Annotated in this window: 17 protein-coding genes; 5 read left to right on the top strand and 12 right to left on the bottom strand. The window is 57.0% G+C overall.

What is annotated here, in order from left to right; all coding sequences use genetic code 11:
- Window positions 1–241: 241 nt before the first annotated feature.
- From yqaB to C5687_RS18730, 5 genes are all read left to right on the top strand, one after another.
- Window positions 242–808, top strand: a complete 567-nt coding sequence (yqaB, locus tag C5687_RS18750) for a fructose-1-phosphate/6-phosphogluconate phosphatase (protein ID WP_025757126.1) — start codon at window positions 242–244, stop codon at window positions 806–808.
- On the top strand, window positions 805–1,233 hold the full coding sequence (locus C5687_RS18745) for a YqaA family protein (RefSeq protein ID WP_104557550.1): 429 nt from the start codon (window positions 805–807) through the stop codon (window positions 1,231–1,233). Before yqaB ends, C5687_RS18745 begins: the two co-directional genes overlap by 4 nt.
- 83 nt (window positions 1,234–1,316) lie before the next feature.
- A complete protein-coding gene (gene gshA, locus C5687_RS18740; protein WP_047959315.1) occupies window positions 1,317–2,861 on the top strand; it encodes a glutamate--cysteine ligase in 1,545 nt (514 codons plus the stop codon).
- Between the two features lie 153 nt (window positions 2,862–3,014).
- Entirely contained in the window at window positions 3,015–3,530 is a 516-nt protein-coding gene (luxS, locus tag C5687_RS18735; protein ID WP_025757129.1) for an S-ribosylhomocysteine lyase, read from the top strand.
- 54 nt (window positions 3,531–3,584) lie between these two features.
- Entirely contained in the window at window positions 3,585–4,349 is a 765-nt protein-coding gene (locus C5687_RS18730) for an AraC family transcriptional regulator (RefSeq protein ID WP_104557549.1), read from the top strand.
- Here C5687_RS18730 and leuA read toward each other — a convergent pair.
- From leuA to nrdH, 12 genes are all read right to left on the bottom strand, one after another.
- A complete protein-coding gene (leuA, locus tag C5687_RS18725) occupies window positions 4,336–5,991 on the bottom strand; it encodes a 2-isopropylmalate synthase (protein WP_104557548.1) in 1,656 nt (551 codons plus the stop codon). The two genes, C5687_RS18730 and leuA, sit on opposite strands and share 14 nt — an antisense overlap.
- A 146-nt stretch (window positions 5,992–6,137) precedes the next feature.
- The gene (gene emrB / locus C5687_RS18720) at window positions 6,138–7,685 is read right to left on the bottom strand and encodes a multidrug efflux MFS transporter permease subunit EmrB (RefSeq protein ID WP_025757132.1); all 1,548 of its coding nucleotides are present in this window, start codon (window positions 7,683–7,685) and stop codon (window positions 6,138–6,140) included.
- Window positions 7,686–7,701: 16 nt separating this feature from the next.
- Window positions 7,702–8,874, bottom strand: coding sequence for a multidrug efflux MFS transporter periplasmic adaptor subunit EmrA (emrA, locus tag C5687_RS18715; protein ID WP_045286064.1), 1,173 nt, complete (start codon window positions 8,872–8,874; stop codon window positions 7,702–7,704).
- Window positions 8,875–9,000: 126 nt separating this feature from the next.
- A complete protein-coding gene (gene mprA / locus C5687_RS18710) occupies window positions 9,001–9,531 on the bottom strand; it encodes a transcriptional repressor MprA (protein ID WP_047959312.1) in 531 nt (176 codons plus the stop codon).
- Between the two features lie 314 nt (window positions 9,532–9,845).
- Window positions 9,846–11,030 (bottom strand): MFS transporter, encoded by a 1,185-nt coding sequence (locus tag C5687_RS18705; RefSeq protein ID WP_047959311.1) that lies wholly within the window; start codon window positions 11,028–11,030, stop codon window positions 9,846–9,848.
- A gap of 150 nt (window positions 11,031–11,180) precedes the next feature.
- Complete coding sequence (gene proX, locus C5687_RS18700) at window positions 11,181–12,176, bottom strand: glycine betaine/L-proline ABC transporter substrate-binding protein ProX (protein ID WP_104557547.1); 996 nt, start codon at window positions 12,174–12,176, stop codon at window positions 11,181–11,183.
- 9 nt (window positions 12,177–12,185) lie between these two features.
- Window positions 12,186–13,250 carry a glycine betaine/L-proline ABC transporter permease ProW gene (gene proW / locus C5687_RS18695; RefSeq protein ID WP_104557546.1) on the bottom strand — a complete coding sequence of 355 codons (1,065 nt, stop codon included), beginning with the start codon at window positions 13,248–13,250 and terminating at the stop codon, window positions 12,186–12,188.
- Window positions 13,234–14,445 carry a glycine betaine/L-proline ABC transporter ATP-binding protein ProV gene (gene proV / locus C5687_RS18690; protein WP_045286363.1) on the bottom strand — a complete coding sequence of 404 codons (1,212 nt, stop codon included), beginning with the start codon at window positions 14,443–14,445 and terminating at the stop codon, window positions 13,234–13,236. The genes proW and proV overlap by 17 nt, the downstream gene beginning before the upstream one ends.
- Before the next feature lie 330 nt (window positions 14,446–14,775).
- On the bottom strand, window positions 14,776–15,735 hold the full coding sequence (gene nrdF, locus C5687_RS18685; protein ID WP_045286361.1) for a class 1b ribonucleoside-diphosphate reductase subunit beta: 960 nt from the start codon (window positions 15,733–15,735) through the stop codon (window positions 14,776–14,778).
- Between the two features lie 9 nt (window positions 15,736–15,744).
- Window positions 15,745–17,889: a class 1b ribonucleoside-diphosphate reductase subunit alpha gene (gene nrdE / locus C5687_RS18680; protein WP_095452140.1), complete on the bottom strand. Its 2,145-nt coding sequence runs from the start codon at window positions 17,887–17,889 to the stop codon at window positions 15,745–15,747.
- Window positions 17,862–18,272 (bottom strand): class Ib ribonucleoside-diphosphate reductase assembly flavoprotein NrdI, encoded by a 411-nt coding sequence (nrdI, locus tag C5687_RS18675; protein ID WP_021241965.1) that lies wholly within the window; start codon window positions 18,270–18,272, stop codon window positions 17,862–17,864. Before nrdI ends, nrdE begins: the two co-directional genes overlap by 28 nt.
- The gene (nrdH, locus tag C5687_RS18670) at window positions 18,269–18,508 is read right to left on the bottom strand and encodes a glutaredoxin-like protein NrdH (RefSeq protein ID WP_047959307.1); all 240 of its coding nucleotides are present in this window, start codon (window positions 18,506–18,508) and stop codon (window positions 18,269–18,271) included. The genes nrdI and nrdH overlap by 4 nt, the downstream gene beginning before the upstream one ends.
- Between the last annotated feature and the right edge of the window lie 59 nt (window positions 18,509–18,567).

Here is an 18,567-nt window from a genome sequence, read left to right as displayed (position 1 = left end):
TGGATAACAGCAATGCTGTTGTTTTTAGGTCTGCGAGTTAATCGCAAGCACTAGGGAGGATAACGTTGCTTTAGCAACGGCCCGCAGGGTGAGGCGTAGCCGAGTAATCCTCCCGGATGCACCATCTTCTCCTTCTTTGTTTATTCCTTCGACGTTCCGTCAGCAATCACACTCTCAGTCAGCGACAAAAAACACCTTTTACGATAAAGTAATGCTTTGTTAATCGTTTAGCGAGAGCACGATGTACGCACAGTATGACGGTTTGATCTTCGATATGGATGGCACTCTCCTGGATACCGAACCTACGCATCGTCAAGCCTGGACTGACGTCCTGGGCCGCTACGGCATGCGTTTCGATCTTCAGGCGATGATTGCCCTTAACGGATCGCCCACCTGGCGTATTGCGCAGGCCGTGATTGAACTGAATCAGGCCGATCTCGACCCGCACCTGCTCGCGCGCGAAAAAACCGATGCGGTAAAAGCCATGCTTTTAGATACTGTCCGCCCGCTGCCGCTGGTTGACGTGGTAAAAGCGTGGCACGGACGTCGTCCAATGTCGGTCGGCACGGGCAGCGAAAGCGCGATTGCAGAAGCTTTACTCAATCATCTTGGCCTGCGCCACTATTTTTCTGCCGTGGTCGCCGCCGATCATGTTAAACATCATAAGCCCGCACCGGACACCTTCCTGCTTTGCGCAGAATTAATGGGCGTCCCGGCGGCAAAATGCGTCGTGTTTGAAGATGCCGATTTCGGTATTCAGGCCGCGCGTGATGCCGGTATGGCCGCGGTGGATGTGCGCTTACTGTGAGTGACGTACTGTCACTTGCCTCATTATTCGCCAGCAGTTTCTTAAGCGCCACGCTGTTACCGGGCAATTCGGAAGTGGTGCTGGTGGCGATGCTGTTGTCCGGTGTGAGTCAGCCCTGGCTGCTGGTGTTAATAGCAACAATGGGTAATAGCCTTGGAGGGCTGACTAACGTTATTCTTGGGCGTTTCTTTCCGCTGCGTGAGACATCGCGCTGGCAGGAAAAGGCAGTCGGCTGGCTAAAACGCTATGGCGCTGCCACGCTGTTATTAAGCTGGATGCCTGTAATAGGCGATTTACTGTGTCTGCTGGCGGGATGGATGCGCATCTCCTGGGGACCAGTGCTCTTTTTTTTGTGCCTTGGCAAGGCGGTGCGTTATGTCCTTGTGGCATGGGCAACGCTGCAGGGTATGACGTGGTGGCACTAATTGGTGGAATGAATACGCGACCTTCAATCGTCAACCATTACAATTATGCTGAGTAACATTACTTTGACAGGCGGGAGGTCAATTTGATCCCGGACGTATCTCAGGCGCTGGCCTGGCTGGAAAACCACCCTCAGGCATTGAAGGGTATTCAGCGTGGTCTTGAGCGTGAAACGCTGCGCGTTAACGCGGACGGTAGTTTAGCGACGACGGGTCACCCGAAGGCGTTAGGCTCGGCGCTGACACATAAATGGATCACAACCGATTTCGCTGAAGCACTACTGGAGTTTATCACCCCGGTAGAAGGCGATATTGATCATATGCTGACGATCATGCGCGATATCCATCGCTACACGGCGCGCAATCTGGGCGACGAGCGTATGTGGCCTCTCAGCATGCCGTGTTATATCGAGCAGGGCCAGGAGATTGAGCTGGCACAGTACGGCACATCGAATATCGGCCGGCTGAAAACGCTCTACCGTGAAGGGCTCAAAAACCGCTACGGCGCGTTGATGCAGACAATTTCGGGCGTGCACTACAATTTCTCGCTGCCAATGGCTTTCTGGCAGGCGAAATGCGGTGAAACGGATAAGGACGCGATCTCCGCCGGCTATTTCCGCCTGATCCGCAACTATTACCGCTTCGGCTGGGTTATTCCTTATCTGTTCGGGGCGTCGCCAGCCATCTGCTCATCGTTCCTGCAGGGGAAACCGACGACGCTGCCGTTCGAGAAGACCGAGTGTGGAATGTACTACCTCCCGTATGCCACTTCTCTGCGTCTGAGCGATCTGGGTTATACCAATAAATCGCAAAGCAATCTCGGTATTACGTTTAACGAATTGCACGAATATGTGGCAGGATTGAAGCGGGCGATCAAAACCCCGTCGGAAGAGTACGAAAAAATCGGCCTCGAAAAAGACGGTAAGCGCCTGCAGATCAACAGCAACGTCCTGCAGATTGAAAACGAGCTGTATGCGCCAATTCGTCCTAAGCGCGTGACGCGCAGCGGTGAAACCCCGTCGGATGCGCTGCAGCGCGGTGGGATTGAATACATTGAAGTGCGCTCGCTGGATATCAACCCGTTCTCACCGATTGGCGTTGATGAACAGCAGGTTCGCTTCCTGGACCTGTTTATGGTCTGGTGCGTGCTGGCGGATGCGCCGGAAATGAGTTCAGACGAACTGCTCTGTACCCGTACAAACTGGAACCGCGTGATTCTGGAAGGGCGTAAACCAGGCCTGACGCTGGGTATCGGCTGTGAAACCGCACAGTTCCCGCTGACGAAAGTCGGTAAAGATCTGTTCCGTGACCTGAAGCGTGTTGCCCGGACGATGGACAGCATGGAGGGCGGCGACGCGTATCAACAGATTTGCGACCAGCTGGTGGAATGCTTTGATAATCCGGAGCTGACGTTCTCAGCACGCATTCTGCGTTCTATGATTGATCAGGGCATTGGCGGTACCGGGCGTTCGCTTGCGGCGGAATACCGTGAGATGCTGTTGCAAGAGCCATTAGAAGTCCTGAGCGAAGCGGATTTCGTTGCGGAACGCGATGCGTCCGTGGTGCGTCAGAAAGAGGTTGAAGCGGCGGATACGGAGTCGTTTGAGGCGTTTCTGGCGAAGCAGGCTTAAGCAGAAAAGAAAAAGGCCACATCGCTGTGGCCAAAATATACATCTCTGAATTCAGGGATGATGATAACAAATGCGCGTCTTTCATATACTCAGACGCGCATTCTGTAGAAGAGTTCAGTTTATTTTAAAAAAAATCACTACCGGAGGTGACGTATGCCGTTATTAGATAGCTTTACTGTCGACCATACCCGTATGGAAGCACCTGCAGTCCGCGTGGCGAAGACCATGCACACCCCGCACGGCGACACGATCACCGTCTTCGATCTGCGTTTCTGCGTGCCAAACAAAGAAGTGATGCCGGAGAAAGGCATTCATACGCTGGAACACCTGTTCGCTGGCTTCATGCGCGACCACCTGAACGGCAACGGCGTTGAGATCATCGATATCTCTCCAATGGGCTGCCGTACCGGCTTCTACATGAGCCTGATTGGCCAGCCTGAAGAGAAACGTGTGGCAGATGCCTGGAAAGCGGCCATGCAGGACGTGCTGAAGGTAAAAGAGCAGAGCCAGATCCCTGAGCTGAACGTTTACCAGTGTGGGACTTACCAGATGCACTCTCTGGAAGAAGCGCAGGAGATTGCGCGTCACATCATCGAACGTGATGTCCGCGTGAACAGCAACGAAGAGCTGGCCCTGCCAAAAGAAAAACTGCAGGAACTGCACATCTAGTGCACCTTTTCCCTCTCCCACCGGGAGAGGGTAGGGTGAGGGTGGTTTAATCCCATGACCACAACCTTAACCTTCTCCTTTACCCATCGTCCCCTTGTGCCATTTGCCCATGATTACGTTCATGGTGACAGCGAGCCGTGGCATGAACATGACTGCGCGCAACTGCTGCATACCCTGAGCGGCGTGGTACGGGTAGATACCGCATCCGGCTGCTGGGTTGTCCCTCCGGGCCGCGGCGTCTGGCTACCGGCGGGTACCCGTCACTCGCTGCGTATTACCGGCAACGTGGCGGCGCGCACGCTGTTTATCGATCCGCTGGCGCGGGCCGATCTCCCGGCCACCTGCCAGATCGTGCAGATCTCCCCGCTGCTGCGGGAACTGATCCTCGCTGCGCTCTCTCTTCCCGAGTCTTACGCACCGGGGAGCCGAGACGAACGCGTGTATGAGCTCATTCTCGATGAAATTCGCCTTATGCCGGTACTGCCGTTTCATCTCCCGGAGCCGGAAAGTGAACCGCTACGCCGTCTTTGCCAGCAGATCCGCCAGACCGCCGGGGAGAGCTGGAGCAGTGCACAAGCCGCGGGCCAGCTTGGCATGAGCGAGCGCACAATGAACCGCCATTTTCAGCAGCAGACGGGATTAAGCTACGGTGAGTGGCTGAGACGGGCGCGCCTGCTGGAGGCGCTGGTACGGCTGGCGCAGGGCCAGCCGGTGCTTCGGGTGGCGCTGGAGCTGGGGTACGGCAGTCACAGCGCCTTTACGGCCATGTTCCGCCGGGTGATGGGTATTTCACCCAGCGACTACTTCAAAGGCAGCTAACTGCATTAAAAAGTGCCTGAAGCGAGGCGCGCGAGACGTCGCTGTCAATTCCCACGCCCCAGCGGCTGCTGCCGTCCTGAAACAGGCAGCGAATGTACGCCACCGAACGGCTGTCGCTGCGTTCGCCTAACGAATGTTCGTGATAGTCCTTTATCACGAACGGCGCGTTGACCCAGCGGCTTAACCCCTGAGCGGCGGCGGACAGCAGGCCGTTACCCTGACCTTCGAGCTGGCGCGTTCCCTCTTGTGTGGTGACGCTTGCTGTCAAACGCAGCTGGCCGTCCTGCTGGCCATCGCTGCGATAGGATTGCAGTGCAAACGGCGGCGTTGCCACCAGGCCGTAGCGGGTGCGGAACAACTGCCACAGCGCGTTTTGCGTCATCTCTTTTCCGTGACGGTCGGTTTCCTGCTGTACGTGCTGGCTGAAATCCTGCTGCAGGGCGCGGGGTAATTTCAGACCATGATTCTGCTCGATAAGCCACGCGCTGCCGCTTTTCCCTGACTGGCTGTTCACGCGGATCACCGCTTCGTAGGTGCAGCCGATATCCTGCGGGTCCACGGGCAGGTAAGGCATCTCCCAGCGGTCGCCTGGCCTGCGGGCATCAAAGCCTTTTTTGATGGCGTCCTGGTGCGAGCCGGAGAAGGCGGTATAGGCCAGCCGTCCAGCCCACGGATGGCGCGGATGCACCGGCAGCTGGTTGCAGGTTTCCACCACTTCCACCACCCGGTTCATATCGCTAAAGTCCAGATTCGGGCTAATACCCTGGCTGTAAAGGTTCATCGCCAGCGTCACCAGGCAGACGTTGCCTGTACGTTCCCCGTTCCCGAACAGACAGCCCTCCACGCGGTCAGCGCCCGCCATCACGGCCAGCTCGGCGCTGGCAACGCCGGTACCGCGGTCGTTATGCGGATGCACGCTGATGCAGACATCGCGGCGGCGGCTAAAGTGGCGACAGAAATACTCGATCTGATCGGCATAGACGTTCGGCGTGCTCACTTCGACGGTCGCGGGTAAGTTGATCACCATCGGGCGTTCGTCGCACGGCTGCCAGATCTCCGCCACGGCTTCACAAATTTCCAGCGCAAATTCCGGCTCGGTAAAGCAGAAGGTCTCCGGAGAGTATTCATACTGCCAGCGGGTGTCGGGGTTTTCCTCGCACAGCTTACGGATGAGCCGCGTGGCGCGCGTCGCCAGCTCAACGATTTGCCCTTTCTCCATGCCGAATACCAGGCGGCGGAACAGCGGAGCGGTGGCGTTATACAGATGGACGGTGGCCTGCTTCGCGCCGCGCAGGGATTCAAAAGTACGATGGATGAGATCTTCCCGCGCCTGAGTAAGCACCTGAATCGTGACGTCATCCGGAATGCGGTTCTCTTCAATCAGCTGGCGGACAAAGTTGAAATCCGTCTGCGAGGCGGAGGGGAAAGCGACCTCGATCTCTTTAAACCCGCAGCTCAGCAGCAGATCCCAGAACTGCAGCTTGCGCGCGCTGTCCATCGGCTCGGCAAGGGCCTGGTTGCCGTCGCGTAAGTCGGTGGAGAGCCAGCGCGGCGCGCGGGTAATGCGTTGCTCCGGCCAGCGGCGGTCGGGAAGCGAAATAGCGGGATAAGGCTGGTACTTGTCGGCGGGGGTGTTCAGCATGATGCGCTCCTGTTGTCTTTTCACTATCGTGAAGGGATTTCAGGCGCGCTGCTTTATCGGAACTGACAATTGCTGTCGCGTTTTGGACAGGGAGGTGATGGTTGCCGGGTGGCGGCTACGCCTTACCCGGCAACCCGCGCAGAGAACTAATGCGCGCCGCCACCCCCGCCACCGGCACCAAACGGCGGTCTGGCAAACCACACCAGCCCCAGCAGGACGATAAAGATCCCTGCCGAAATCCAGAAAATCTCGTTAGCCGAGATAATCAGCCCCTGGTTGGTGATCTGCTGGGCAATCCAGCCGGACGCCTGCTGCTCCGTCATGCCCATTCCCTGAAGCTGGCTATACATCTGCTGCGCATTCGGGTTGTAGGGATTCACCGCTTCGGTCAGCTGCGCGTGGTGCATCGATTCACGGTTTGTCCACAGCGTGGTGGTGATCGACGTCCCGATGGAGCCCGCCAGCGTACGGGTGAAGTTCGACAGGCTCGACGCGGCCGCCAGACGCTCAGGCGGCAGGCCAGAGAGCGTGATGGTGGTCAGCGGCATAAAGAAGCACGCAACCGCGAAGCCCTGAATAAACTGCGGCCACGCAGAGGCGCCAAAGTCCATTCCCGGCTCAAAGGTATACGCACGCCAGTAGAAGCACACCGCATACATAATGAAGCTGAAGGTTACCAGCCGACGCATGTCGAGCTTGTGGGCAAAGCGGCCAATAATCGGCGACAGCAGGACCGGGATCACCCCGACCGGTGCGGACGCCAGACCCGCCCAGGTTGCGGTATAGCCATACACCTCCTGCAACAGCTGCGGCAGCAGAACAATCGCGCCGAAGTAGAGCATATAGGCGAGGCTGATACACAGACAGCCGATGGTGAAGTTTCGCGACTTAAAGAGCGAGAGATCGACTATCGGGTTTTCGTCCGTCAGCTCCCAGACAATCAGGAAGCTCAGCGACACCACCGCGACAATGGTCAGGATGATAATTTCCTGCGAGTTGAACCAGTCGAGCTCTTTACCACGGTCGAGCATGATCTGCAGACTGCCGATGCCGAGGATCAGCAGCGCCAGACCGATGCTGTCGATACGCCGCTGCTCGGTACGCGTTTCACGGCCGCGCAGGGATTGCAGCGTCATCAGCACCACGACGGCACCAATCGGGACGTTGATAAAGAAGATCCAGCCCCAGTGGTAGTTATCGCTGATGTAGCCACCCAGAATCGGTCCGCAGATAGGCGCGACGATAACGGTCATCGACCATAGCGCCAGCGCGACGGAGCGTTTTGCGGGAGGGTAGTTGCTCAACAGCAAACTCTGGGAGAGCGGGATCAGCGGCCCCGCGACTATCCCCTGAATGACGCGGAAGAAAATCAGCATCGTCAGGCTGCTGGACATGCCGCAGGCCCAGGAGGCCAGCACAAACGCCACCGTGGACCAGAGGAACAGCTTCACTTCCCCGACGCGCTTCGCCAGCCAGCCGGTAATCGGAATGGAGATGGCGTTCGCCACCCCAAACGAGGTGATGACCCAGGTTCCCTGGCTCAGGGACGAGCCAAGGTTACCGGCGATGGTCGGGATGGCCACGTTTGCGATGGTGGAGTCCAGCACCTGCATGAATGTCGCCAGCGACAGTGCAATGGTCATAATGACCAGCTGCGCGCCCTCCAGCGGTTTTTGCGGCTTTTGCTGTTGCATAACGCTCACCTTCGGATTAACCGGCGTTTGCCTTCACGATGTCATCGATCAGCTTGTTGACCGGATCGAGGCTAATTTCACGGGCGTTACTCTCATACGCCGGGCTGCTACGCACCTGGCTTGCCAGGATCTGACCGTCGCGGTTGGCGGTGTCGACCGTCACAAGCGTGGAGAGGCCGATACGCAGCGGGTGATCCGCCAGCTGTTTGGCATCCAGTTCGATACGCACAGGAAGACGCTGAACCACTTTGATCCAGTTACCGGTGGCGTTCTGCGCGGGCAGCAGGGAGAAGGCGCTGCCGGTCCCCATATCCAGACCAACCACTTTCCCGGTGTATTTCACGTCATCGCCGTAGATGTCGCTGACAACCGTCGCGGTCTGGCCGATACGCATATGGGCGAGCTGCGTCTCTTTAAAGTTGGCATCAACCCACAGATTGTCCGCCGGCACGACCGCCATCAGTGGGGTGGTAGGGCTAATCTGCGCCCCTGGCTGGACGGAACGGCGGGAGACATAGCCGGTCATCGGGCTGACGATTTTGGTACGCTGCAGGGCAAGCCATGCGTTGCGGACTTCAGTCGCGGCCTGCTGTACGGCTGGCTGATTTTCGAGGCTGGTGCCCAGCACCATCGCCTGGTTGGCGTTGTACTGTTGAATGGCGACATCCAGCTGTGCCTGAGCGCTGGCAACGGCGTCACGCGCGTGCTGCAGCTCTTCACGGCCAATCAGGTTGGCGCTGCCGAGCGGTACGCGGCGGTTCAGGTCGCTCTGCGCCTGGGCGAGTGCGGTTTTCTGCACATCGATGTTGGCCTGCAGCTGTTTGCTGTTGATCATCAGCTGGCGGGTCTGACGGACGCTGGAGGCCAGCGCGGTCTTCGCTTTCTCAAATGCCTGCTGGGCGTCGGTCGGATCGAGGGTCACCAACACATCGCCTTTTTGCACAAAGTCGGTATTGTCAGCCCAGACTTTCGTCACGCTGCCCGACACTTGCGCCATAATTTGTACCTGGTTCCCTGCCACGTAAGCGTCGTCTGTTTCCTCAGCATGACGCAGTACTAAAAACCAATAGATCCCATATGCCACGGCAATAATGATAAAGAGCAAGGTCAACAGAAGAAGGGCGCTCTTACGTTTGCCTTTCTTATTGGCCGGTTGCTGCGGGGTAGTGCTCTCCGCATTTGCGCTCATTGTTGTTCTCCACGATCTTCTTATTTTCACATCGGCTGAGCCGACCTGTTGTCAGAAAGGCCAGCAGTGTGACGTGCTGGCCTGTCGGTTTTCTTGTGAATCTGGATTGTTGAGCGTGTCGTCGCGTTAGCGCAGCGCCTCAAGAACGGCGCCGTCTTCATCCATCTGGTCCAGACGGGTGAGCAGCTTGCGAGTGATGTGCTCAAGCTGGTCGCGCTCGGCAGCGCTGAGGGCGGACCACAGTTTGTGCAGGCAATTGTGCTGAGGTGGCAGCACCTCACGCAGGAACTGGTGACCTTTGTCGGTCAGTTGCAGATGCAGGCAGCGGCGATCGTTGTCGCTTTCACGGCGTTCAATCCAGCCACGCTTTTCAAGCTCATCGGCAATACGGGTCGCATTGGTACGGGAGGAGCCCAGCGCGCAGCTCAATTCGGAAGGCTGAATGCTGTGGTTTTCCTGAGACTCCAGCGTAATCAACGCCATAAACAACGTCTCGTTAATCCCTTGAGCTTTCAGCATTTTATTACGGTTTTCCAGTAGCTTACCCTGCATGTGCATGCACAGGCGAGTCAGCAGGATTTCCTGGTACGGGAAGTCCTCATGGCGACTGGCGCGGAATTTAAGCATTTGTTCAATGGGCGTAAACGAACTATCCATTTGGGCATAACCTCATTAATTACAGCCGATATAGTAACGACGGTGACAAATAATGTAAATGAATTATTTGTGCGGTTATATCCGCCAAATTAATGTCACCATCAGAAAGCGCCGGGTAAGTCCGTGACCCGGTGAGCACAGAAAGGGTAGGGTGTGAACCCGCTGAAGAGAGGATGTGAGGACGGGGGTCTGAACTGTTCATGCCGATTGTAAATATGTCACCCACATTAAAATTTCTGGGATAAATGATTACGTTTACATTAACAGACTGAGGGGCCTCTTTACACCCTAAGAGGCCCAACGCAATGTAAAACTTAATGAATTGCCTCCTGGCGATGGTAACCGCGCCACCAGACCACCAGGTTGAGTGCGGCAACGATGGCGCCAATCCCACACACGCCGGACCAGCCGGCATGCTGCCACGCCGAGGCGGAAATGAGCGAACCCGCTGCGCCGCCAATAAAGTAGCTGGTCATGTATCCGGCCGTGAGGCGGTTACGCGCCTCTGGCTTCACGCGGTAAATCACGGTCTGATTGGTGATATGAACGCCCTGCACGGTGAGATCGAGCACCAGAATACCGACGATCAGCGCCAGCACCGACACATGCCCGTACCAGATTGCCGCCCAGGAGAGCAGGAGTAAAATCAGCCCTGCGGAGGTGGTCAGGTGAGATTTGCCCTTGTCGGCCAGCCCGCCCGCGGGACGCGCGCCCAGCGCGCCAGCGGCACCGGCCAGACCGAACAGACCAATCACCCCTTCGGAATAATTGAACGGCGGGGCGGCAAGCAGAAACGCCATCGACGTCCACAGAATGCTGAAGTTAGCGAAGGTGAAACAGCCGAGCAGGGCGCGGGTGCGCAGAAGTTTATCCTGCGTGAACAGGCTAAACACGGAGGCCAGCAGCTGCGGATAGTTCAGGTGGTTCTCCTGTTTCACCTTCGGCAGCCCGCGCCACAGCGCCAGCGCCATAACGACCATCAGGACGCTCGCCACCCAGTAAACGGTGCGCCAGCCGCCGAGGCTTGCCAGCAGTCCTGCAACGGTACGCGCCAGCAAAATCCCCAGCAGCAGGCCGCTCATGATGGTACCCACCACCTTGCCGCGTTTTTCCGGGGAGGCGAGGGTCGCCGCGAGAGGCACCAGAATTTGTGCCACCACGGAGAACAGCCCCGTAAGCGCGGTACCGACGATCATCATCGTCAGCGACTGGCTGCTGGCGGTGATCAGCATCCCGCCGGCGGCCAGCAGGGTCATTGAGACAATCAGCATCCGGCGTTCAAACATATCGCCCAGCGGCACCAGGAACAGCAGCCCGGCGGCATAGCCGAGCTGCGCGGCCGTAACAATAAAGCCTGCGGAGCTGGCTGAGAGGTTGAACGCGCGGGCGATGGTGTCGAGAAGAGGTTGTGCGTAGTAGTTACTGGCGACCGCCAGACCCGTTGCCACGGACATTAAAAGGATGAGTGCGGGGCTAAGCCCTTGAGTTGTTTTGGTCATTAGTTTCAGGAATCGTTAGTGAAGTGATTATTTTTCCGGAAACCATAATAGCTAATGATTGTGAATAGTGGAGGATTGTTACGTGATGGATTGTGCGGTTTGGGCCCCTCACCCCAAAGGGGAGAGGGTGAGGGGGGCCGGTCTGTGTTTTTACTTCTGCGCCGCAAGCGCCTCTTTCACCCAGCCGTCAAACTGCTGCTGGTGGGCTTTGATCCAGCCGTCCACGTGACCTTTCACATCCGCCTCAGAGGATTTGCCCGCATGCATCATTGCGTTCTGGGCGTTAATGTCCGCCAGCGGCAGCTTCATCACGGAGAACAGCTTCGCCGCCGCCGGGTTTTTTTCCGCCCAGGCTTTGTTGGCGACGATGTGCATGGTGTTCACCGGGAAACCGTAGTTCATGCCGTTCGGCAGTTTAGTGTCGATATCCTTTTGCTCGCCCGGCAGGGAGGAGAATGGCACCTGCAACCACACCACGTCTTTACCCGGCTTCAGCACGTCGCTCACCCAGTATGGCGTCCAGGTGTAATAGATCACCGGTTTGCCCTCTTTGAAGCGGGCGATGGTGTCGGCCATCATCGCCGAATAGTTGCCGTGGCTCACCTCGACCGTTTTCGCCAGATCAAACGCTTTGTTCTGGTGGTTAATCACCGCTTCACAGCCCCAGCCCGGCGAGCAGCCCATCATGTCGGCTTTACCGTCGCCGTTGGTGTCGAACAGCTTCGCGATCTGCGGATCTTTCAGCTGCGCAATATTGGTGATGTGATACTGGTCGGCGGTTTTCTTGTCGATCAGATAACCCTGGGCCGCACCGGTTACAAAGGTGCCTTCGCGGTAGAATTTCTTATCGCCACCGGCGGCGGCATACATATCGTCGTGCAGCGGCTGCCAGTTTACGGCGGTAAAGGTGGCATCACCGGAGGCAATCGAGGTGTAGCCGACGTTGTAATCCACTTCGCTCGGCGTGTTAACCGTGTAGCCCAGTTTCTCCAGCGCGCGGCTGACCAGCAGGGTCTGGAAGCTCTCTTCCGAAATGGTGCTCTGCACCGGCTGCACGGTAATGCCTTTGCCCGGCAGGTTAGCGGCGAATGCGCTGGTGGAGACAAGGGTGGCAAACGCTGTGGCAAAAAGTACGCTCTGTCGCATCGTTGTTCCTTATTTAATGAATGGGCGGGTGAGTAACCCGACGGGGCCGGTGGTGTACCAGCGACGGTTGCCGCGACTGCGTGAATCACGACCGACGGCCTGGGTCAGGCGGTCAAGAATAATGGCGAGGATCACAATCCCGACGCCACCAACGGTAGCCAGCCCCATGTCGAGACGGCCAATGCCGCGCAGCACCATCTGACCGAGACCGCCAACGGCAATCATCGAGGCAATGACCACCATCGACAGCGCCAGCATCAGCGTCTGGTTAACGCCTGCCATGATGGTCGGCATCGCCAGCGGGAGCTGAACCTTAAACAGCATCTGACGCGGGCTGGCGCCAAACGAGCGTGACGCTTCGATCAGATCCGCAGGGACCTGGTTAATGCCCAGAATGGTCAGACGAATAATCGGCGGCAGGGCGAAGATAATGGTCACCACGACCCCCGGCACGTTGCCGATGCCGAACAGCATGACGATAGGTACCAGATAGACGAACGCCGGCGTGGTCTGCATCGCATCCAGCAGGGGACGAATGATCTTCGCCGCCCTCGGGCTGCGCGCCAGCCAGATCCCCATCGGCAGGCCGATAACAATGCAGAAGAGCAGGGCGGTCAGCACCAGCGCCAGAGTGATCATCGCCTGTGACCAGGCCCCGATGGCACCGATCGCAATCAATGAGATCAGCGTGGCGATCCCCATCCCCGCGCTGCCAAACTGCCAGGCGATCAGGGAAAACAGCACAATCGCCACCGGCGCTGGCATGCCCAGCATCAGCTGCTGGAAGCCGTTAAGGATGTAATCCACCGGGATGCGGATCCCCTGGAAGAGCGGGCGGAAGTGAGTGACCACCCAGTCGATCCCATCCGTGACCCAGCTGTCCAGCGGGATCAGCGTCTTGTGGAACGGATCCATAATATTGAAATGCTCTGGCGCAGGCGCGGGCGCGCTGTTCAGCCAGTCTGCCGCACCCCCACCGTCGGCAGGGGCTGGCGTGGAGCCCCACGCATCGGCGGATTGCGCCGCGCTGTCCGCGGCTTCAGTGGTACCCCACGGGTTAGATTGATCGGTCATTGTTTGCCCCCTCGCGATCTAAAGCCTGCAGCAACATGCGTTTTGAGATGATGCCGACGTACTGTTGTTCCTCACCCACGACCGGCACGGCGCATGGCGCCTGGCCGACGTGAGAGAGCAACTCGCTGAGCGGCGTTTCGGCGTCCACGGCAAGCGGAGCGTCAATTAACGCCGCATCGATTCCCTGGTTTTCGCCAAGGGCGGTTTTCAGAGAGTCAATGGAGACAACGCCAACAAATTTATTGCCGCGTTCAACCAGATAACCGTATTCACGGTCTTCGTCCTGCAGCAGCTTGAGGGCCGAGCGCGGGCCAAAACCGGGCGTTTTACGGATAATGCCGTTGGGCGTTCTGCGGGCAATATCTTTGGCGCTAAAGACCTGGCTAATATCCACGCCGCGGAAGAAGGTGCGCACATAATCATTGGCCGGATTATTGAGAATTTCATCCGGCGTGCCGACCTGCACCACTTCACCATTTTGCATAATGGCAATACGGTCGCCAATTCGCATGGCTTCATCCAGATCGTGAGAAATAAAAACAATGGTGCGCTGATGTTTCGCCTGTAATTTTACCAGCTCATCCTGCATCTCGGTGCGAATTAATGGGTCGAGAGCCGAGAAGGCTTCATCCATTAATAAAATATCCGGATTAATGGCTAATGCGCGGGCTAATCCTACGCGCTGGCGCATGCCGCCGGAAAGTTCATCCGGGTACGCATGGGCATAATTCTCCAGCCCGACCTGACGCAGCGCATCAAGGGCTTTTTCCTGACGTTCCTGAGCGGGCGTACCGGCTAATTCCATGCCAAAGGCGGTATTATCCAGCACCGTCATGTGCGGCATCAGCGCGAATGACTGGAACACCATCGCAATCTTCTTTCTGCGCACCTCGCGAAGCTCAGCGTCGGATATTCTGGCGATATCCACGCCGTCAATCAGCACCTGCCCGCGGGTGGGTTCAATCAGGCGATTGAGAAGGCGAACCATAGTGGATTTACCCGAACCGGATAATCCCATGATGACAAAAATCTCGCCTTCTTCAATGGCCAGACTGGCGTTTTTCACGCCAAGCGATAGCCCGGTTTTTTCCAGAATTTGCTCTTTCGAAAGGCCTTTCTCAATATATTTGAATGCGCGCTGTGGATGCTCGCCAAATACCTTATAAAGATTTTTCACTTCTAATTTAATTGCCATGCAATAGAGAGTGTCCTGTTATTTGTTTATGTCGATATGATTACCATGGTAAATTGTTAACGGGCATAACCCTAACATACTGAGAATCTGAGACAACCCTGTGTTTGCTTATGACGTGAATTTTCAGGTCAGCGAAACGGCTGAATTTCCCATGAGTAAAGGGCTGAGCGTGGTTTGAATTTTTCTCAATTTTTTGCTGCGGCATCGGGGAATTTCGCCTGAACATGACGATTCAGGCGAATATGACGTGGAAATGACAGTGTAGTCGCTTTGTAAATATTCGAGAGAAAAATGTTGGGTTTATATTAAATTAACGAACGTTAGCGTTCATTAAAAATCCCAGTCTTCGTCCTCCGTTTCCACCGCTTTACCCATCACGTACGATGAGCCAGATCCCGAGAAGAAATCGTGGTTTTCGTCGGCGTTGGGCGACAGCGCGGACAGAATCGCCGGGTTGACCTCCGCCATCTCCGGCGGGAACATCGCGTCGTACCCCAGGTTCATCAGCGCCTTGTTGGCGTTGTAGCAGAGGAAGGCCTTCACGTCCTCCTCCCAGCCGGTACCGGCGTACAGTTCCTCGGTATAGCTCAGCTCGTTGTCGTACAGATCCATCAGCAAATCGAGCGCAAACCCTTTGAGTTCCTCACGCTTCGTCTCGCTGACTTTCTCAAGTCCTTTCTGATATTTATAGCCGATGTAATACCCGTGTACCGCTTCATCGCGGATGATAAGGCGAATCAAATCGGCGGTGTTGGTCAGCTTGCCGCGGCTCGACCAGTACATCGGCAGCCAGAAGCCGGAATAGAAGAGGAAAGATTCCAGGAACACGCTGGCGATTTTCTTCTTCAGCGGCTCATCAGCCTGATAATAGTCCAGCACCAGACGGGCCTTGCGCTGCAATGACTCGCTCTCCTCACTCCAGCGGTACGCGGCATCCACATCTTTGGTCTGGCACAGCGTGGAGAATATCGAGCTGTAGGAGCGGGCGTGCACCGCCTCCATAAAGCTGATGTTGGACATCACCGCCTCTTCGTGAGGCGTCAGCGCATCATGCATCAGGGCGGGTGCGCCGACGGTATTCTGGATGGTGTCCAGCAGCGTCAGACCGGTAAAGACGCGGATCGTCAGCTGCTGTTCGGCGTGGCTTAGCGTTTGCCAGGCCGGAATATCGTTGGAGAGCGGGACCTTTTCCGGTAGCCAGAAGTTGCTGGTCAGCCGGTTCCACACTTCCAGATCTTTGTCGTCCTGGATTTTGTTCCAGTTAACGGCGCTCACGCGTGATAGTTTCATCCTTTCTCCTTACAGCGCGCAGGACACGCAGCCTTCAATTTCGGTGCCTTCCAGCGCAAGCTGGCGCAGGCGAATGTAGTAGAGCGTTTTAATGCCTTTTTTCCAGGCGTAGATCTGCGCTTTATTGATATCTCGCGTGGTGGCGGTGTCCGGGAAGAAGAGCGTCAGCGACAGCCCCTGATCCACATGTTTTGTCGCCTCGGCGTAGGTATCGATGATTTTCTCCGGGCCGATCTCGTACGCGTCCTGATACAGCGCCAGGTTCTCATTGGTCATAAACGGGGCAGGATAGTAAACGCGCCCGGTTTTGCCTTCCTTGCGGATCTCTATTTTTGACACAATCGGGTGAATGCTCGACGTGGCGTGGTTGATGTAGGAGATAGACCCGGTTGGCGGCACCGCCTGCAGGTTCTGGTTATAGATGCCGTAACGCATCACGTCATCTCGCAACTGCTGCCACATTTCGCGCGTCGGCAGGACGATCCCGGCGCGGGCAAACAGCTCACGCACTCGCGCTGTTTTCGGCTGCCAGTCGCCTTCCAGGTATTGGCTGAAATACTCCCCGCTGGCGTAGCGGGAGTGCTCAAAGCCCGCGAAGCGCTGGTTACGCTCGCGCGCCAGCATCATCGAGGTGTGCAGCGCATGCCAGGTGATGGTGTAAAAATAGAGATTGGTGAAATCCAGCGCTTCCGGGCTGCCGTAGGCAATGCCTTCCCGCGCCAGATAGCCGTGCAGGTTCATCTGCCCAAGTCCGATAGCGTGCGACGCGGCGTTACCTGCTTCAATGGACGGCACGCTGCGGATGTGGCTCATGTCCGACACCGCCGTCAGGCCGCGAATGGCCGTCTCCACCGTGCGGCCAAAGTCGGGGGAATCCATGGTATGGGCAATATTCAGCGACCCGAGGTTACAGGAGATATCCTTGCCGATCTCCGCGTAGTCGAGGTTCTCATCGTAGGTTGACGCGCTGTTGACCTGCAAAATCTCCGAGCACAGGTTGCTCATGTTGATGCGCCCGGCAATCGGGTTGGCGCGGTTCACCGTGTCCTCGTACATGATGTACGGATAGCCGGACTCAAACTGAATTTCGGCAAGCCGCTGGAAGAAATCGCGGGCGTTGATATATTTTTTGCGAATACGATCGTCGGCCACCAGTTCGTCGTAGCGCTCGCTGATGGCCACATCGCCAAAGGCTTTGCCGTAAATTCGCTCGATGTCATACGGCGAGAAGAGCGCCATCTCAGCATTCTCTTTGGCAAGCCGGAAGGTGATATCCGGGATCACCACCCCCAGCGACAGGGTTTTGATACGGATTTTTTCGTCGGCGTTTTCGCGTTTGGTATCCAGAAACCGCAGAATATCCGGATGGTGCGCATGCAGGTAAACCGCGCCTGCACCCTGACGCGCGCCAAGCTGGTTGGCATAGGAGAAGGCATCTTCCAGCATCTTCATCACCGGGATCACCCCGGAGGACTGGTTTTCGATGCGCTTGATCGGCGCCCCGGCTTCACGCAGGTTAGAGAGCAAAAACGCCACGCCGCCGCCACGTTTGGAAAGCTGTAGCGCTGAATTCACCGCGCGGCCAATTGACTCCATATTGTCTTCAATGCGCAGCAGGAAGCAGGAGACCAGCTCGCCGCGCTGGGCCTTGCCGCAGTTGAGGAAGGTTGGCGTGGCGGGCTGGAAGCGCCCGGAGAGGATCTCATCGCTTAGCCGTTGCGCCAGCGCTTCATCACCCTGCGCCAGCGTCAACGCCACCATCACTACGCGATCTTCAAAGCTTTCCAGGTAGCGTTTACCGTCAAAGGTTTTCAGGGTGTAGCTGGTGTAGTACTTCCATGCACCAAGGAAGGTCTGGAAACGAAAACCGCTGGCGTGCGCGCGTTCAAAAAGCTTCACAACGAAGGGGCGTTGATAGCGGGACAGGACGCGTGCGTCGTAGTAGCCCTCTTTGATCAGATAGTCGAGGCGCTCATTCTGGCTCGCAAAGGTCACGCTGTTGGGCCGCACATGGGCGGCAAAAAAGGCGTCCACCGCCTCGCGATCTTTCCCGAACTGAATGCGCCCCTGACGATCGTAGAGGTTAAGCATTGCGTTTAATGCGTGGTAATCCGGCGTCGCCTGAATTACCCGTTCTGCGGTTGTCGTTGCCAAAATTCGTTCACTCCTTTACGCACGTTTTCGACGTCCTGTTGTGTCCCCATGAGCTCGAAGCGATAGAGATACGGCACGCCGCATTTTTGAGAGATGACATCCCCGGCGCGGCCAAAGGCATCGCCGAAATTGCGGTTGCCCGCCGCAATCACGCCGCGGATCAGCCCGCGGTTATGAGGATCGTTGAGAAAGCGGATCACCTGACGGGGAACGGCCCCCGCCGTGCCGCCGCCGCCATAGCTCGGCACTACCAGAATGTACGGTTCCTCTACCCGGATGCGCTCCCGCTCGTTGAGCGGAATGCGCACCGCAGGCAGCCCGACGCGCTCAATAAAACGAAGCGTGTTTTCCGAGCTGCTGGAGAAGAAAACCAGCCCACTCATGCCCGGACGGCCTGCGCGCTCAGGCGGTTGATCATGTCCGGGCGGAAACCAGACCAGCTAAGCTCCCCGGCGACAACGACCGGAAGCTGACGGAACCCCTGCGCGCGCAGGGTGTCGGCGGCCTCGGGCTGCTGGTCAATATTCACCATTTCAAAAGCCACCCCACGGCTTTCCATCGCACGTTTTGTGGCGTGGCACTGAACACAATCGTTACGTGTGTAAATAATAATGCTCATGATTCGTATTTCCATTTAAAATGAGAGAGCGGCGCGAATCATCGCGTCAGGTTGTGTGT

Source organism: Enterobacter sichuanensis (genome assembly GCF_002939185.1).
Lineage (GTDB): Bacteria > Pseudomonadota > Gammaproteobacteria > Enterobacterales > Enterobacteriaceae > Enterobacter > Enterobacter sichuanensis.
Note: the sequence above shows the minus strand (reverse complement) of the source record. Positions and strands in the feature narration are given on the sequence as shown.

Excerpts from the sequence above, each read along its gene's own strand:
- yqaB (WP_025757126.1), top strand. The coding sequence starts at position 242 with ATGTACGCACAGTATGACGGTTTGATCTTCGATATGGATGGCACTCTC.
- luxS (WP_025757129.1), top strand. The coding sequence starts at position 3,015 with ATGCCGTTATTAGATAGCTTTACTGTCGACCATACCCGTATGGAAGCA.
- C5687_RS18730 (WP_104557549.1), top strand. The coding sequence starts at position 3,585 with ATGACCACAACCTTAACCTTCTCCTTTACCCATCGTCCCCTTGTGCCA.
- leuA (WP_104557548.1), bottom strand. The coding sequence starts at position 5,991 with ATGCTGAACACCCCCGCCGACAAGTACCAGCCTTATCCCGCTATTTCG.
- emrB (WP_025757132.1), bottom strand. The coding sequence starts at position 7,685 with ATGCAACAGCAAAAGCCGCAAAAACCGCTGGAGGGCGCGCAGCTGGTC.
- emrA (WP_045286064.1), bottom strand. The coding sequence starts at position 8,874 with ATGAGCGCAAATGCGGAGAGCACTACCCCGCAGCAACCGGCCAATAAG.
- mprA (WP_047959312.1), bottom strand. The coding sequence starts at position 9,531 with ATGGATAGTTCGTTTACGCCCATTGAACAAATGCTTAAATTCCGCGCC.
- C5687_RS18705 (WP_047959311.1), bottom strand. The coding sequence starts at position 11,030 with ATGACCAAAACAACTCAAGGGCTTAGCCCCGCACTCATCCTTTTAATG.
- proX (WP_104557547.1), bottom strand. The coding sequence starts at position 12,176 with ATGCGACAGAGCGTACTTTTTGCCACAGCGTTTGCCACCCTTGTCTCC.
- proW (WP_104557546.1), bottom strand. The coding sequence starts at position 13,250 with ATGACCGATCAATCTAACCCGTGGGGTACCACTGAAGCCGCGGACAGC.
- proV (WP_045286363.1), bottom strand. The coding sequence starts at position 14,445 with ATGGCAATTAAATTAGAAGTGAAAAATCTTTATAAGGTATTTGGCGAG.
- nrdF (WP_045286361.1), bottom strand. The coding sequence starts at position 15,735 with ATGAAACTATCACGCGTGAGCGCCGTTAACTGGAACAAAATCCAGGAC.
- nrdI (WP_021241965.1), bottom strand. The coding sequence starts at position 18,272 with ATGAGTGGGCTGGTTTTCTTCTCCAGCAGCTCGGAAAACACGCTTCGT.
- nrdH (WP_047959307.1), bottom strand. The coding sequence starts at position 18,508 with ATGAGCATTATTATTTACACACGTAACGATTGTGTTCAGTGCCACGCC.